Annotated in this window: 10 protein-coding genes; 9 read left to right on the top strand and 1 reads right to left on the bottom strand. The window is 47.7% G+C overall.

Annotation, left to right across the window (positions count from 1 at the left end; all coding sequences use genetic code 11):
• The first annotated feature begins 335 nt into the window (after nt 1-335).
• The 7 genes from NH568_RS05790 to NH568_RS05760 all read left to right on the top strand — a co-directional run bounded on the left by NH568_RS05790 (nt 336) and on the right by NH568_RS05760 (nt 13,226).
• Nucleotides 336-3,191 (top strand): TonB-dependent receptor, encoded by a 2,856-nt coding sequence (locus NH568_RS05790; RefSeq protein WP_253045501.1) that lies wholly within the window; start codon nt 336-338, stop codon nt 3,189-3,191.
• A 66-nt stretch (nt 3,192-3,257) separates the two neighbouring features.
• The gene (locus NH568_RS05785) at nt 3,258-4,766 is read left to right on the top strand and encodes a tryptophan halogenase family protein (RefSeq protein ID WP_253045499.1); all 1,509 of its coding nucleotides are present in this window, start codon (nt 3,258-3,260) and stop codon (nt 4,764-4,766) included.
• Between the two features lie 157 nt (nt 4,767-4,923).
• Nucleotides 4,924-6,783, top strand: a complete 1,860-nt coding sequence (locus tag NH568_RS05780) for an alpha-amylase family protein (protein ID WP_253045497.1) — start codon at nt 4,924-4,926, stop codon at nt 6,781-6,783.
• A 1-nt stretch (nt 6,784) separates the two neighbouring features.
• Nucleotides 6,785-8,275, top strand: a complete 1,491-nt coding sequence (locus NH568_RS05775; protein ID WP_253045495.1) for an MFS transporter — start codon at nt 6,785-6,787, stop codon at nt 8,273-8,275.
• 19 nt (nt 8,276-8,294) lie between these two features.
• Entirely contained in the window at nt 8,295-10,688 is a 2,394-nt protein-coding gene (locus NH568_RS05770; RefSeq protein WP_253045493.1) for a glycoside hydrolase family 15 protein, read from the top strand.
• Between the two features lie 249 nt (nt 10,689-10,937).
• Complete coding sequence (locus tag NH568_RS05765) at nt 10,938-12,326, top strand: fibrinogen-like YCDxxxxGGGW domain-containing protein (RefSeq protein WP_253045491.1); 1,389 nt, start codon at nt 10,938-10,940, stop codon at nt 12,324-12,326.
• A gap of 516 nt (nt 12,327-12,842) precedes the next feature.
• A complete protein-coding gene (locus tag NH568_RS05760) occupies nt 12,843-13,226 on the top strand; it encodes a DUF805 domain-containing protein (RefSeq protein ID WP_253045758.1) in 384 nt (127 codons plus the stop codon).
• 23 nt (nt 13,227-13,249) lie between these two features.
• Here NH568_RS05760 and NH568_RS05755 read toward each other — a convergent pair whose 3' ends face one another.
• Complete coding sequence (locus NH568_RS05755; RefSeq protein WP_253045489.1) at nt 13,250-13,624, bottom strand: nuclear transport factor 2 family protein; 375 nt, start codon at nt 13,622-13,624, stop codon at nt 13,250-13,252.
• A gap of 125 nt (nt 13,625-13,749) precedes the next feature.
• On the opposite strand from NH568_RS05755, the gene NH568_RS05750 reads away from it, so the two are divergent.
• Together NH568_RS05750 and NH568_RS05745 are read left to right on the top strand one after the other, a co-directional pair.
• A complete protein-coding gene (locus NH568_RS05750) occupies nt 13,750-14,616 on the top strand; it encodes a LysR family transcriptional regulator (protein ID WP_253045487.1) in 867 nt (288 codons plus the stop codon).
• 293 nt (nt 14,617-14,909) lie between these two features.
• The gene (locus NH568_RS05745; protein ID WP_253045485.1) at nt 14,910-15,953 is read left to right on the top strand and encodes a LacI family DNA-binding transcriptional regulator; all 1,044 of its coding nucleotides are present in this window, start codon (nt 14,910-14,912) and stop codon (nt 15,951-15,953) included.
• The last annotated feature ends 1 nt before the right edge of the window (nt 15,954 follow it).

Below are 15,954 nucleotides of genomic sequence, written 5' to 3'. Positions count from 1 at the left end.
GACGATTAACTGGCAGATATTTTAATTTCGTTAAAACTTAGTGAACCTGAAGAAGCATGTATGACCAGTTTTTCGGGAAAGATTGTTGCGCTAACATTTATAAATTTTACAGTAAGTTAGCTTGTTTGATGGTGAACATTCTGTGAACAGCTTTCGCTGCAAGTTGCGTTGAATACGTATGCATAAAGTTGTTTGCGTGTTGAACGCAGCGCTACTATTGCCGCTGACAACAAAATTACCGCCTTTATAAATCGTTGTAGCGCCCCACGGGTCACCGTGTGACGAATTAACAAACAACTAGGCGTCATAAAAATGGTTAATTGGGATAAAACACTATGTCTATGTTCAAACCAAGTATGCTAACAGTTGCGCTTATGGCCGCTGGCGTTAGCCACTTTTCGGTCGTTGCAGAAGAAGAGAAAGCAGTAAAGAAAGAAGACGTTGAAGTTATTGAGGTACGCGGTATTTCGCGCAGTATCATCGCTTCTATCGATAAAAAGCGCTACAGCGACACAGTAGCTGAAGTTGTTGATGCCGGCGACCTGGCATCTCTGCCCGATGTATCCATTGCAGACTCTTTGAGCCGTTTGCCCGGTGTAACCGCGGTTCGTGCCAGTGGACAGTCATCACAGCTGAATATTCGTGGTATGAACGGTGACTTTATTCAGACTACCCTGAATGGTCGCGAGCAGGCCAGTACTAGTGGTTACACCGCAGGTAGCCGTTGGATTTCATTTGACCAGTACCCGTCAGAGCTTATTAATCAGGCTGCGGTCTATAAGTCACCAAAAGCCTCTTTGGTTGAAGGTGGGGTTGCTGCAACGGTTGAGCTTAAAACAGTCAACCCGCTTGAGGCAAAAGAGCAGCATAACTTTAGCTCTTCAGTACGTTACTCCTATAATGACGCGGCATCAGATGTCGGTGCTGATTCTAGCGGTGAGCGCATCAGCTTCTCTTATCAGGGCAAATTCCTTGATGAAACTTTGGGTTTTGGCATTGGCGCGGCCTTCTTAAACCAGCCTAATAATGCAATTGACGTTTCAGCGCACGCACCAAAACGCTCACAAGACTTTGATGGTGACGGTAAAGAAGAGCGTTCAGTTAACGGTTACCAGGTTCGATCTGCAAAAGGGTCAGACGAGCGTCTGGGCCTTATGAGTACTTTGGTCTACCAGCCTACAGATGCTCTGAAAGTACAATTTGACTATTTTCGTTCTGAGTTTGAATCGGAAGACCGTAAAAGCGGTTTGAACATTGAAGGCTTCGAGAAAGATGTAGGTTCCCTGTACTCACTTAACAACGCGGTTGTACAAGATGGTTTCTTAGTTGCCGGTGATGTTGTGATCACTGACCACAAGGGCCCATGGGTTGAAATGCGTTCTGAAGATCAGTCGACTGATTCTACGACAGACAGCTTTGGTCTGGACTTAGAGTATGTGACAGACAAGTGGGAACTCAGACTGGACTTTGCACATAGTAAAGGCGAGAAAACGCGCCGTGATATGATTGCATCTATGCATGCCTACGAGTTTGGAAATGCCGTTGTAGATGGCACTTTGGTTGAAACATGGCAGGAAATGCGCAACCAGAGCTTCTCTTTTGTACAGCAAGAGAAAGATTTACCTCAGCTTACCCTGGGCAATAGTTACACAGATCTGTCTAACATGCGTCTGGGTGACTGGGAGCAATTCCCACACCGGTACACAGATGAATTGGACAGCTTTAAAGTAGACTTTAAGTATCATGTTGAAGCTGGGTTTATCTCTTCAATTGAAGTTGGTGCTCGCTGGTCAGATCGCGAGTTCACGGACCAGCGTTCAACGTTCCGCTGGGGTGCGCGTGAAGGTCAAAATGGTTACAAAATGCCTGATGGTACAATTGTTACCAATAAAGGGTGTGAATTTAACCACCAAAATCATGCCTGTATTCCGCACTCTCTGGATGGTTTCGTCACTGTGGAGCATACTCGAGGGTTCAACTATCTTGAGCTAGACTTGGTGGGTATTGCTGACGCGGTATTTGGTCCGGGTAATTACGGCGCACAGCAGACCTGGGAGCATAACTGGACACTGATTGAAAGTGGCGCTGTTAAAGAAGAAGTGTTAGCTGGTTATGTGATGGCCAATATAGATACTGAAATTGGGAACATTCCAGTTACAGGTAACTTTGGTGTACGTGTTGTCAAAACAGACACTAAATCAGTCGGGATCCAGCAGATCCAGGGTGATGAAGTAGGCGATACCATTGTTGATGATAACGGTGTTGCACGTACTGATTATCGTCATGTTGAATACGGACCAGAGTACACAGATACATTACCTTCTTTAAACCTTAATTTCCGTGTTAGTGACGAAGATCAAATACGCTTCGCTGCGGCAAAAGTAATGGGTCGTCCTCCTGTGTATCAGTTACGTGGCGGTGCAGGTTCTTGGGCCGATACAGCCAATGACGGTGAAAGTCCTCGTTACAATGTTTGGTCAAAAGGTAATCCAAACCTTGATCCGTTCCGTGCAACTCAATTTGACTTGTCGTATGAGCGTTACTTTGAAGATGGTGGTGCATTCGTTGCGGCAATTTTCTGGAAAGACATTGAGTCTTTAATTGAAAGCATTACTTATCAGGAAGGTGAGGTTGACTGGTCAAGCATCGGTCTTGAAGTACCGGAAGGCTTTGTTGCTGGTCAGTATCAGACAACTCAAAACAATGATCAGGGTGGCTATATTCGTGGTGTGGAGTTAGCTTACACTACTATGTTTGATAATCTGCCAGGCGTGTTCTCTGGCTTAGGTTTCAATGCTAACTATTCATATACCGAAAGTGAAACAACCGTTGATGGCGGCGGTAACTTCCCGGATCAGCAGCTGCCAATGCCTGGCTTGTCGAAAAATGTCTGGAGTGCGACAGTTTTCTGGAATATCGATGCATTTACGACGCACCTGAACGTTCGTTATCGTGATGAGTATGTCTATGAAGGCGCATCACCGGGTGGCTCGTCTTTGGCGTGGGCGGATGAATATACAGTGATTGACTGGCAGGGAACGTATGACTTTGAAAATGGTCTGCAGGCTGTGTTACAGGTCAATAACTTAACTGATGAGCCTAACACCACTAACTATGGTACGGCATTGGCAACCGGGGAGTATAAAGAGTTCGGTCGCCAATACTTCTTAGGGTTTAACTATAGTTTCTAAGCACCGAGCGAGATCTGATATAAAGCCACCAGTCTTCTGGTGGCTTTGTTTTATGAGGTGAAAATGATGAATAAAAAGAGAATCGTGATTTTAGGCGGTGGTACTGCAGGCTGGATGGCGGCTAACCTGATGGCCAAAAGCTGGCAGGGCCAGCCGATTGAGATTGCCCTGGTTGAATCTCCGGATATTGGCATAATTGGCGTGGGCGAAGGCTCTACTCCCCAGTTCAAGGGGTTTATGGACTTTATGGGGATCAGTGAAGCGCAGTGGATGCCAGTATGCAATGCAACGTATAAAAACGGTATTCGCTTTATTGACTGGTCAACGCGCCCCGACTTTAGCAGCTACTTTCATCCTTTTCCTTCACAGCCCGACGATTACTCAGCACCAGCCTTTTTTCACAACAGCTTTGTACGAAGAAAAGCGATTGATGTAGCAGGCCACCCGGACCCATTTTTCCTTACCACTTATCTGGCAGAGCAGGCTAAAGCGCCAATCGCTGCGCATCATTTTCCGTTTGAAATTAACTATGGCTATCATTTCGATGCCGGTAAGCTTGGACTCTTTTTGGCTCAAACAGCCCGCGATTTGGGTGTAGAGCATATTCAGGCCAATGTCAGCGATGTGCGTAAACACTCTGACGGTGATATTGCTGCCCTGATCTGTGAATCCGGTATGGAAGTCACCGGGGATGTCTTTATTGACTGCTCTGGCTTTCGCAGTCTATTGATGCAGCAGCATTTAGAAGTCGGTTTCGATTCCTTTGCTAATAACTTGTTTAACGACGCTGCCGTGGTGTTGCCAACCGAGCAGGGCGAGGTGATTTCGTCAGAAACCCAATCGATTGCCAGAAAATTTGGCTGGAGCTGGCACATACCACTTACCAACCGCGTTGGTAATGGCTATGTTTACAGCCGACGCTATTGCGATCCGGATAAAGCTGAGACCGAGTTGCGCGCTGCGCTGGGATTACTGGACAGTGAGGTTGAAGCACGTCATTTGACCATGAAAGTAGGGCAGGTCAAAAAGCACTGGCATAAAAATTGTCTTGCCATTGGACTGTCGCAAGGATTTATTGAACCGCTGGAGGCGACTGCACTTCATATTGTACAGGAAACTGTTCAAAGCTTTATTGAATGCTATCAGGACGGTGAGTTCACCGATAAATTCAAAACCAGACACAACCAGTCACTCGATGCGCGTTATCAGGCAATCCGAGACTATATTGTGGCGCATTACCGTGTAAACAGCAGAACCGATACCCAATACTGGCGCGATAACGCGAACAACAATCAGCTCTCACGTTCTTTATATGACGTATTGCAAACCTGGGTGTCGGGCAAAAACTTATCGGATGAATTGCATCGTCAGGATATCGACAAATATTATCCATCCGCAAGCTGGCACTGTTTACTTGCCGGTTATGGCATTTATCCGGAACAGTCTCAATTGATCGCAGGCAATGAGGAGGCGAACAAGTACGATTTATCACAGATCCGGGACTACATTGCCCGATGTGGACTAAATTTTGATGACCATCGTGTGCAACTTGAGCGATTAGCCCAAAAGCGATAAATCGACGAACTTTGCCTTTGAGCGGCGTTTACATCTGAGCACTAAGAATATTGAACATGACGCGAGGATGAATAGCCGCTCTGAATACGTATGCAGGCGGTTCACCCGTGATTATCAAGTCAGTAGACTCATTAAAAATACTAAAAATGACAATATTATGATGACAGTAAAACCGCAGGTGTTCGCCCTTGGGCTGATCACCGGCTCTGTGGTACTGAGTGCCTGCAACAGTACTAACGACAACAAGACAACAATCACCGACACTCAGAGTCTGGCAGCGCAGCCCGACGACGCAAAGCCAGTTGTTTATCAGGTTTTTACCCGCCTGTTCGGTAACACCAATAGCAACAATATTCCCTGGGGTACAAAAGAACAAAATGGCGTAGGCAAGTTTGCCGATTTCACCCCAAAAGCCCTGTCTGAAATCAAAGCCATGGGCGTGAGCCACGTCTGGTATACCGGGGTATTACATCATGCCCTGGTGGGCGATTATACCGAGTACGGGATCACTCAAGACGACCCGGATGTGGTTAAAGGCCGAGCAGGTTCACCCTATGCCGTAAAAGACTATTACAACGTCAATCCGGACCTGGCCGTGAACCCTGCCAACAGACTCGCTGAATTTGAAGCCCTGATCGCCCGTACCCATGAAGCGGGCATGAAAGTGGTGATTGATATAGTGCCCAACCACGTTGCCCGAAATTATCAATCGCTCAGCGCACCACAAGGTGTCAGCGACTTCGGCGCAAACGACGACACTTCAGTGACCTATGCCCGTGATAATAACTTTTACTATGTGACCGGCGAAGATTTTAGCGTGCCAAGCTCGCAAGACTATCAGGTACTTGGCGGTGAGCCACACCCGCTTGCCGATGGCCAGTTCACTGAGAGCCCGGCCAAATGGACCGGTAACGGCGCACGCGCGGCCCGGCCCCATATTCATGACTGGTATGAAACCGTAAAAGTGAACTATGGTGTTAAGCCCGATGGCAGCTACGACTTTGCACCACTACCGGCGCATTATGCCCAGCTTGATTATCGCGAGCACTATGCATTCTGGCAGGATAAAAAACTGCCCGACAGCTGGTATAAGTTCCGCGATATTACCTATTACTGGCTGGATAAAGGCGTAGATGGCTTCCGTTATGATATGGCCGAGATGGTGCCCGTTGAGTTCTGGAGCTTTCTCAATGCGTCTATCAAGATGAAAAACCCCGACGCCTTCTTGCTTGCTGAGGTGTATAACCCAACGCTTTACCGTGCTTACATTGAGCAGGGCAAGATGGACTACCTGTACGACAAAGTGGGCTTATACGACTCACTCAAGGCCCTGATGCAGGGCAAAGGCACGGCGCAGCAAGTGCTGGATGTGCATGCCAGCGTTCAGGATATTGCACCGCACATGCTGCACTTCTTAGAGAACCACGATGAGCAACGTATTGCCAGCCCACAGTTTGCAGGCGACGCCAATAAAGGCAAACCAGCCATGGTGGTGAGTCATTTGATCAGTCAGTCACCAACCTTATTGTATTTTGCTCAGAGCGTGGGTGAAGACGGCTCAGAAATGGCCGGGTTCGGCAAGCCCAGCCGCACCAGCATCTTCGATTACATAGGTGTACCAGCCCATCAAGCCTGGATGAACCAGGGCAAGTTTGATGGTGCCTTGCTGAGTGAAGAGCAAAAGGCGTTGCGCGCTTATTACCAAAAACTGATGAACATGGCCTCATTCAGTGCGATAGCACAGGGCGAGCTAGTCTCGACACCAGTCACAACGCGTAGCGGTCAATCCGCAACCAAAGTGATTGGGTTTGCCCGTCAGAGCGAGTCACAACGTCTGGTTGTGATCAGCAACTTTGATGCAGACTCCCCTCAAGCTGTTTCTGTCACTTTGCCAGATGGCTGGCAGGGTAAAGCAATTGACAGACTGGAGCAACATGGGCAGGTTGCGCTTAACAACAATCAGCTGACAGCCACCCTGGCTCCACTCGCCAGTGCGGTCTTTGAACTAGAGAATTAATATGCAAAAACAAAAACCACAACTCAGTTTCTGGCAGATCTGGAACATGTGCTTTGGCTTTCTGGGGATCCAGTTTGGCTTCGCACTGCAAAACGGTAATGTCAGCCGGATCTTTCAGACGCTGGGTGCCAAAGTCGATGATATTCCCATTCTCTGGGTTGCCGCACCACTTACTGGTCTGATCGTACAGCCAATTATCGGCTACTGGAGTGACCGCACCTGGGGCAAGCTGGGACGTAGACGACCCTTCTTTCTGTATGGCGCCATTTTGACCACCTTATCGTTATTCTTTATGCCTAATTCTCCCACGCTCTGGATAGCTGCGGGCATGCTGTGGATCATGGATGCCTCTATTAACGTGACCATGGAGCCATTCAGGGCTCTGGTAGGTGACAACCTCAACGAAAAGCAACGCGCCAATGGCTATGCGATGCAAAGCTTCTTTATTGGCGTAGGTGCCGTGGTGGCATCGGCCTTGCCCTGGATGATGACCAACTGGTTTGGGATCAGCAATACCGCAGAGCCGGGTCAGATCCCAGAGTCTGTCAAGTATGCTTTCTACTTCGGTGGTGTGGTGCTGTTTTCGGCGGTGGGCTGGACCATCCTAAATACCAAAGAATACACGCCGCAGCAGCTGGCGGAGTTTGCCGGTGAAGCGGTTGAAACGCAAACCAGTCAGAGCTATCAGGTGATCAACTATGCACGCGCGGCACTGATTTCTGGCGTGATTGGTGGGGGGATCCTGGCTGCGGTGATTGGACTGCAACTGGAAAAAGAGCTGTATCTGCTGAGCGGGTTGTTCTTATCCTTTACGTTGGTCCTGTTAATTGCTGGCTACTTTCAGCAGCGCGGTAGCACCTCAGGTGGCTTTTATAACGTTATCTACGATGTCTTTACTATGCCGGGCACCATGCGTCAGCTTGCCGTGGTGCAATTCTTCAGCTGGTTTGCCTTGTTTGCTATGTGGATCTATACCACCTCTGCGGTTACCAGCTTTCACTACGGCACAACCGAGGTAACCAGCAAAGCCTATAACGATGGTGCTGACTGGGTGGGTGTGCTGTTTGCCGCCTACAACGGTTTTGCCGCACTGGCTGCTGTGTGTATTCCTGTGATGGTGAATCGCCTGGGCATGCGTGGCGCACACTGCATTAACTTACTGCTGGGCGCAGGCGCACTATTGAGCTTTAAAATGATAGCCGATCCGAGCCTGCTTTGGCTGCCGATGATTGGCATTGGTTTTGCCTGGGCCTCAATCTTGTCGCTGCCTTACGCCATGCTGAGTAATTCGTTGCCAGCCCATAAAATGGGCGTCTTTATGGGGATCTTTAATTTCTTCATCGTGATCCCGCAGCTGATGGCGGCCAGTGTACTTGGCCTGATCCTGAGAAACCTATTTGATAATCAACCGATTTTTGCATTAGTGGTTGGTGGTGTGTCGTTCCTGCTCGCAGCAGTTGCTGTGATGCGGGTGAAAATCGAACAACAATAACACCACCCAAGGAGACTTTATGAAAAAACTATCTAGTTTAACTCTGGCACTGGTTGCTGCCGGACTTGTGGGCTGTGGCAGCGCAAATTACGCCGATAAACCGCAGACTACAGCACCAGGCGCACCGGGTGACAAACCATACTGGGCGTACTCAGGTAAAACCGGTATTGGTACTTCCTACGAAGCTTACAAGCAGGGCCAGTATTCTGATCAAGCAAGTACGCAAGCCGTATCAAAAGTGTGGTTTTCCATCGCCAAGGGCATGATCACGGAAACGATGTTTGGTCTTATTCACCAGGCACAGATCAAAGACATGCAGTTTATTGTTACCGGCCCGGATTTTACGGTAACGGAACAAGATGCGCTGGACGTCAGTATCGATTACCTGGATAAAGATGCTCAGGGTCGTCCGCTGTCTTTAGCATACAAAGTGATCAGTAAAGACAAGCAAGGCCGTTTTACGCTAGAGAAGCACATATTCACCGATCCTGACGGGCAAACGCTGTTCGTCCGGGCGAAGGTACACACAGAGCTTGATGGCGTGAAGCTGTTCGTTAACGTGAACCCGTATGTGAATAACAACGGCCTGAACGATTTTGCGAAAGTCACTGAGCAGGGCCTGGTTGCCTGGGAAGGAGACAATTACCTGACACTGCAAAGCAGCACAGGCTTTAAGCAGGCAAGCGTGGGCTTTACCGGTCAGAGCGATGGTCTGGCACAGCTTAAGGCAAGCCAGTCAATGGCACAGCGTTACACCAGCACAGGCGCACAAAGCGGCAACGTTAATTGGCTGGCGGAGCTGGGTGACGTGGATCAGCGGGCGACATTCGACCTGGCACTGAGTTTTGGCAACTCGCAAAGCGCGAGTTTCCAGGAAGGCGCTCAGTCACTGGCGCGTGGTTATCAGCAGGTGCTGGCCCACTACAATGGTGAAGGAGAAGCCATTGGCTGGCGCGACTACCTGAACAGTCTTGAGCCTATGCAAAAGCTCAGCGCTTATACGGCCGATGAGGGCAAACTACTTTACACCAGTGCTTTGGTGTTAAAGGCGCAGGAAGATAAAACCCACGCAGGAGCCCTGATTGCTTCTTTGTCTAACCCCTGGGGTGACACCGTGGCGGCTGAGCAAGGCCACACCGGTTATAAAGCGGTATGGGTGCGCGATTTTTATCAGGTTGCGATGGCATTTTTGGCCATGGGCGATCCGCAGACCGCACTGACCGCATTCGAATATCTGGAAAAAGTACAGGTCACGGAGAAGACGCCTGGCAACCATGGCGATACCGGCTGGTTCTTACAAAAAACCCATGTTGACGGTGAGCTGGAGTGGGTAGGCGTGCAGCTGGATCAGACTGCTATGCCGATTATGCTGGCGTGGAAACTCTGGCAGGCCGGCGTACTGAGCGATGAGAAGCTTGCCTACTGGTACAAGCGTATGCTCCAGCCAGCGGCTGAATTCCTGGTCGACGGCGGGTTGGCAAAAATCCTCTGGAATGACACGCAGATCACACCACCGGCCACACAGCAGGAGCGTTGGGAAGAGCAGGACGGCTATTCACCGTCGACCACCGCCGCCATTATCGCTGGCCTGGTCGCTGCCAGTGACATTGCAAAGCTTGCCGGAGATAAAGCCGGCAGTGAGCGTTACATGGCAACGGCTAAACGCTACGACAGAGAAGTGGAATCGACCATGTTCACCACTGAGGGGAACCTGCCTTCTAAGCAAAGCGATGGTAAATATTTCTTCCGTATTGGCAAAGACGCCAACCCGAATACGGATACTAAGCTGAGCGATAACAATGGTCGAGCCGGGATGGATAAGAAGCAGATCATTGATGGTGGCTTCCTTGAGCTTGTGCGCTACGGCGTCAGAGCGGCAGATGCCAGCAGCATTACCAATACCTTGCCAGAGTATGAGGATGAAAACCTGCCGGAGAACCTGCGAGTTAAATACAGCTTTAACTTTGCCGGGGATCCTAATAGTTATCCGGGCTACCGCCGCTATGGTAATGACGGTTACGGAGAAGACGAAGTGCGTGGAACCAATTATGCTGAGCAGGGTCAGAACACAGCCGGTCAGCGTGGTCGGGTATGGCCTTTCTTCACCGGTGAGCGTGGCCATTACGAAATCGCAGCGGCCAGCCAGGCTAATGGATTGGATGACAATGCCGTTAAGCGTATCAAATACACTTACATCAAAGGCATGGAGCACTTTGCAAATGAAGGCCTGATGTTGCCTGAACAGGTTTGGGATGGCGTGGGTGTGAATCCGTTCGGTTATACACTGGGCGAGGGCACAAACTCTGCTACACCACTGGCCTGGACGCATGCCGAGTATGTAAAGCTGGTTCGATCACTTGCCGATAAGCAAGTTTGGGATCATTACCCGATTGTTGAGCAGGCGCTTAAATAGTCGGTTTCTCTCGATAACAAAACGCGGTATATCTGAGGGTTACCGCGTTTTTTATTTACTGATATTTAATCTAGCAGTTTATTATCAGACTTAAGCTCAGGGTCAGCGTCGAGAATAGACTTAGATCACACTTTTGTACTTCAAATTTCATTACTTCAATTCTATTGTAGGTGTAATTCCTCGATTATTGTATTATAAATCCAATAATTTATAGGGAATTAAATACCCAATTATAATAAGGGAAGAGTAATGAATAGAAAAACTTTAATATCTCTGTTTATGGCTTCTGCATGTTCTGTTAATGCACAGGATTTACAGTTTAACCAAATTGCAGAGCAGGGTACCTCTGTCGGAAAAGCGGCGCAGCAAGCAATATTTACAGGTGTTGCGAGCTTTAATGACTCTACTGCTGGTACCGTTTCTGTTGTTGACAATAACGATGGCACCGTAAATATCTCATTCTCTGAGTGGCCTTATCTGGATGGTGCGCATCTGAGTGAAACTGTGTCAACCTTTGTCTTAGATTATGGGAGACACTTTCAGTCAGACGGTTCTATCTGGGAGGTTGGAGTGGTTGACCTCAATGGCAGTAGTCAAATGTTGTCTTTTTCAGAGACAATGCCGCAAGTTCCGTTTGTCTTTCTGACTGGTCAAACGCGCAATGGTGTTGACCCCTACACTGCCAGAGCGAGTCACGTTACACGACTAGGTTTTAACGCTCAAGTTCAGTATCAGGAAAGCAGTACTGGTTCTGAAGTATATGAAAAAGTGGCTTACCTTGCTATTTATACGCCAAATAGTGAAGGTCGGCTTGATTCAGGTATCTCATACAAGCTCGAACAGGTGAAAGCTACTGATCAAATTACTCCAGTGGGTGAGCATGATATTTTTCTTCATGAAGAGCAGTCTAAAGATACAGAGTTAACGCATACCACAGAAGTTGTTAATGTACTTGAATTGAATGGTCACTTGTTTGCGCAGGACATTACAACCCTGGGCAGTGATACGATGACCGTTCGCGCGAATCTAAATGTTCGCGAGCCTGAAGCGCCTGAGCCACAAAGCTGTCAAGCTATTCTAAGCGCAGATCCCAGCGCGCAATCTGGCTATTATACACTGGATGTGGATGGCAGAGGTGGTCTGAGCGAGTTCACGACTTACTGTGATATGGAATATCAAGGTGGTGGCTGGACTTTAGTCAGCATCAGGTTTGCACCTAATAAAAACTATGATGGCTGGCCAAACGACTTAACCGGTTTTATGGTCGAAGCGCAGAACATTACATCACTTGATGACAATTACCACCTGCCAGACGCACATTGGCAATATATCAAAGATACCTATAGCGAGCTGATGATGACAATGCCCACCTTCAATGGTGCGTATGCGATTGCTGATATTTCTGTGCTTAAAAACGCAAATTGTGTGCCTCTTCAGGACACGCTTGGTTTAATTCCGGGCGAGACGGGAGAGAGGAGATATCGGTTATTTTGGCATGAAAACTCAGGCTGTTCAGGCTCTGGTTCTGATTATTCAATGCTAGACTATCAGAATATTTACGGTTATTCCAAGATCTATAAATCTACAAATATTGTGACTTACGTAAGTCAACAGACTTCATATGTGTATGTTCGCTAGCTGAGTCTGAGATAGCAGGTTCTTAAACCAAAGTGTTTGGTTTTCATTGCATATTAAGTAGAGAACCATTATTAACCAAACCTAGTGTCAAGCATTAGTCTTTAACTGATAAAACGCGGTACACCCTGAATGTACCGCGTTTTTTCCTTTGTGTAATACCTTTGCCTTATCTTATCGCTGTGGTATGAACTCATTATGGGTTTGCCTGCGTCTCAAAGCTAACCGTTTGCAATATCGGGAAGATTTTTAACCGTTTTTCTCTATACTTTATGGCAACTAATAGGGAGCTCAAGTCTGAGCAGTAATATAATACTGTAAAGATTGGATTAGCCAATGTAATGAGTGTGCTTTGGGCACCCTCGGTTCTCTATTAGTTAAGTCGCTGACGCTGTGCTGTAGTAAACAGACAATAGAATGGCCTTTGGTAAGAAAGTATTTAATGCCATTTACGCTTTGTTTGTCGCAATCTTCAGATTGCAGCAAGTTAAATAGGAAAAATAAGGAGAAGTAAGAATGATCGACAGTTATTTATCTGTTTTAAAAAACTATACGGAATTCAAGGGTCGAGCAAGACGTAAAGAGTATTGGCTGTTTATGCTATGTAATCTCATCGTCATGATTGTGCTGGGTTTGGTTGATATGATGCTGGGAATGTACTCTGAGGAAGCGGGTGTCGGTCTCGTAAGTGGCTTGTATGCGCTTGCCGTAATTATTCCAAGTATTGCAGTTGGTGTACGCCGTTTGCACGACATTGGCCGCAGTGGTTGGTGGATGCTGTTAACATTTGTGCCTTTAGTCGGCCCTTTGGTACTGCTTGTGTTTAATGTGATGGACAGTAATCCGGGTGAAAACGAATACGGTCCTAACCCAAAAGAAGCACCACAAGCTGAGCTTGCTTAGCTTTGCGCAGTTTCCTGGGTGGCTTAACGCTCGCCCAGGATCTCAAAATCATCACTTTGCAGGCGAGCTCTGCCGTCTTGCTCAACCACCCAATGTTCAGCGTGGATCTTGCCAAAGGCTTTGTTCATCGTCCAGTTTGCACTGAGTAAGTAACCTGTTTTTGGGTGCTTTTCCCATACGACGTCGAAATAGACTACATCACTGAACCCCTGGTCGATAATGTCCTGCCAAAATGCTCTTATATCATCAGCTCCTGTAAACATGCCTACTGGGCGCGCCTGCATAGTACAAGTTGATGCATATTGTGCAGCGCAGCCAGCGGCATTTTGTCGGTTAAATGCATCCTGCCAGGCTTGAATACCAGCCTGACATAAAGCCAGTTCTTGTTGGTCTGTCATCGAGAGACTCCGTTTGTTTTGTTTCAGTGAGATTAGAATAGTGGTTTTAATTGTTCTTAAAAACAAAGATAATAAAAAACACTGTTTAGTTATTCCACACAATCAATATGCGCCAACTTGGAAAAATGTCGTTGTTTGCCCACGTCGTCGAAGCCGGTTCTCTGTCTGGCGCGGCAGAAAAACTAGGCTTGTCAAAATCCGTGATCAGTCAGCATTTAAAAGTGCTTGAGCAGGAGTTGGGGGTGGTGTTGATCAAACGCACAACTCGTCGACAGTTTCTGACTGAGCCAGGCAAGCGCTTTTATGAGGCGTGTAAAGCACTCAATCAGATAGCCGAAGCGGCCTGGGAAGATATTCAGGCCCAACAGGTTGAACCTGAGGGAAGCGTACATATTACAGCGCCGAATGCACTGATAGAAAGCCTGCTCACTCCGATTATTTGTGAATTGATGCAACAGTACCCAGGTGTGCTAGTCAAACTAACTTGTGATGATCAGCACCTCGATATGATGGCGCATAACATAGATATTGCAGTCCGTATTGGTACGTCTAAAGACAGCACACTCAGACAAAAAAGGCTGGGTCGCTTTCGCGATGTACTATGCGGCCATGCACGTTTTTCAAAAGAGAAACTGACACAGGCTCCTTATATTGCAAATGCCTGGGAAGGCGCGCAGATAACGCATCAGTTTATCACGGAAAATGGTGAAAAAAGGACGCTAACTCCTAAGGTTAGTTGCATCACAAATGCATTTCATAGTACCGTTTCACTAATCCGGGCCGGGGCAGGAATAGGCTTAGTTCCGGACTTTTACTTAAAGCGCTTTTTGAGGGATGTTACTATGCTCATGCCACACGCAAGTATGCCCGAAAATTCGGTTTACTTGCTCACTCCCTTTTCAAAGCATACACCTATGGCTGTCCAGGTATGCATGGATGCGCTGAGTGCGGGTATTCGGGATAGGTTGTCTGAGCATGACAAGGTAAAATGATATCTGGAGACAGAATGAAGCTGACTAAGCTACTTATAGTGATAGGGGTCTTGTGTGCAGTGGCGGTTTTTACGCTTGATCGTGTGCAATTGAACTGCTTTCACTGTGTTGAGGTGTATCAATTTAATGTGTTGGTAATTCCTCTCGGAGTCATTTCTTTTATTATGCTTGTGGCTGGGTTGATGAGGCTGCTCAATAGCCACAGGATCAAATCGTCCGCCGTTCAAATGACCATAGCATGCGACGCAGAAAAGCCTGGTGCGTAACCTACTAATTAGATACTAAATCGAACCATGACAGAAAAAAAATGGACACTTAAAAGCATTGCAGCGCATCTTGGTGTGTCGAATGCAACGGTATCCAATGCCTTTAACCGCCCCGATCAACTGTCCGCTAAAAAGCGCGAGGAGATCCTGGCTGCTTGCAAGGCATTGGGTTATTTCGGTCCAAATAAAGCCGCCCGATCTTTGAGAAAGGGCACGTTTAACATTGTTGCACTGGTTTTACCGGATAGTGTGGAATACATGGTGTCCGATCCCGTAGCCAGTAGCTTTATGCGAGGTGTGGCTAAAGTACTGGAGCCACAGGGAATTAATCTACTGCTATTTTCGGGCAACACTGACAGTGTTAACAATGTCCTGGATTTTGTCGATGGCTTTATTTGTTATGGACGGCCACGTAATCCAAAGTTGATAGAACAATTAGCAACGGTGACCAAACAGGTCGTTACCGTCGATTTTGAACTTGAGGGACAGGCCAGTGTGAATATCAATAATCGCCAGGCAGCCTATGATGTGGCTGAAGCAGCCCTGACCCGGTTCGAGGCACCATCAAAACAAGCTGATATCGCCATCCTCGGACTGAGGTTACTTGATACCGAGTTGATATGTCGGGTGTATGATCGTCATTTGCCTCAACTAAACACCTCAATTGCACACCAAAGATTGGCAGGTTACCGACAGGCGCTGCAAGACCATCAGGTTGGACTGTCTGACGACAGGATCTGGAATATTCCGGAAAGTAGCGAGCGCTATGCGCGAATTGCCGCCAAAGAAGCACTTGCCGTTCAGCCAAGGCCCAATGTTTTACTGTGTATGAGTGATTTAATTGCACTGGCTGCAGCGCGTGAGGCATTCTCTCAGGGGATCCGAGTCCCGCAAGAGCTTAAAATAGTTGGGTTTGACGGAATTGACGAGGCCCAGTTGTTTCAACCTGCTATTACGACGATACATCAAAACAGTGAGAATAAAGGTGAACAAGCTGCTACTTTGTTTATTGGCAAAGAGAAACAGCAAGTATGCCTGCCTTTTGAACTCAGAGCAGGGCAGTCAATCTGAC

This window comes from Pseudoalteromonas sp. XMcav2-N, from assembly GCF_024124545.1.
GTDB lineage: Bacteria > Pseudomonadota > Gammaproteobacteria > Enterobacterales > Alteromonadaceae > Pseudoalteromonas.
This window is presented reverse-complemented; position numbering and strand designations above follow the sequence as displayed.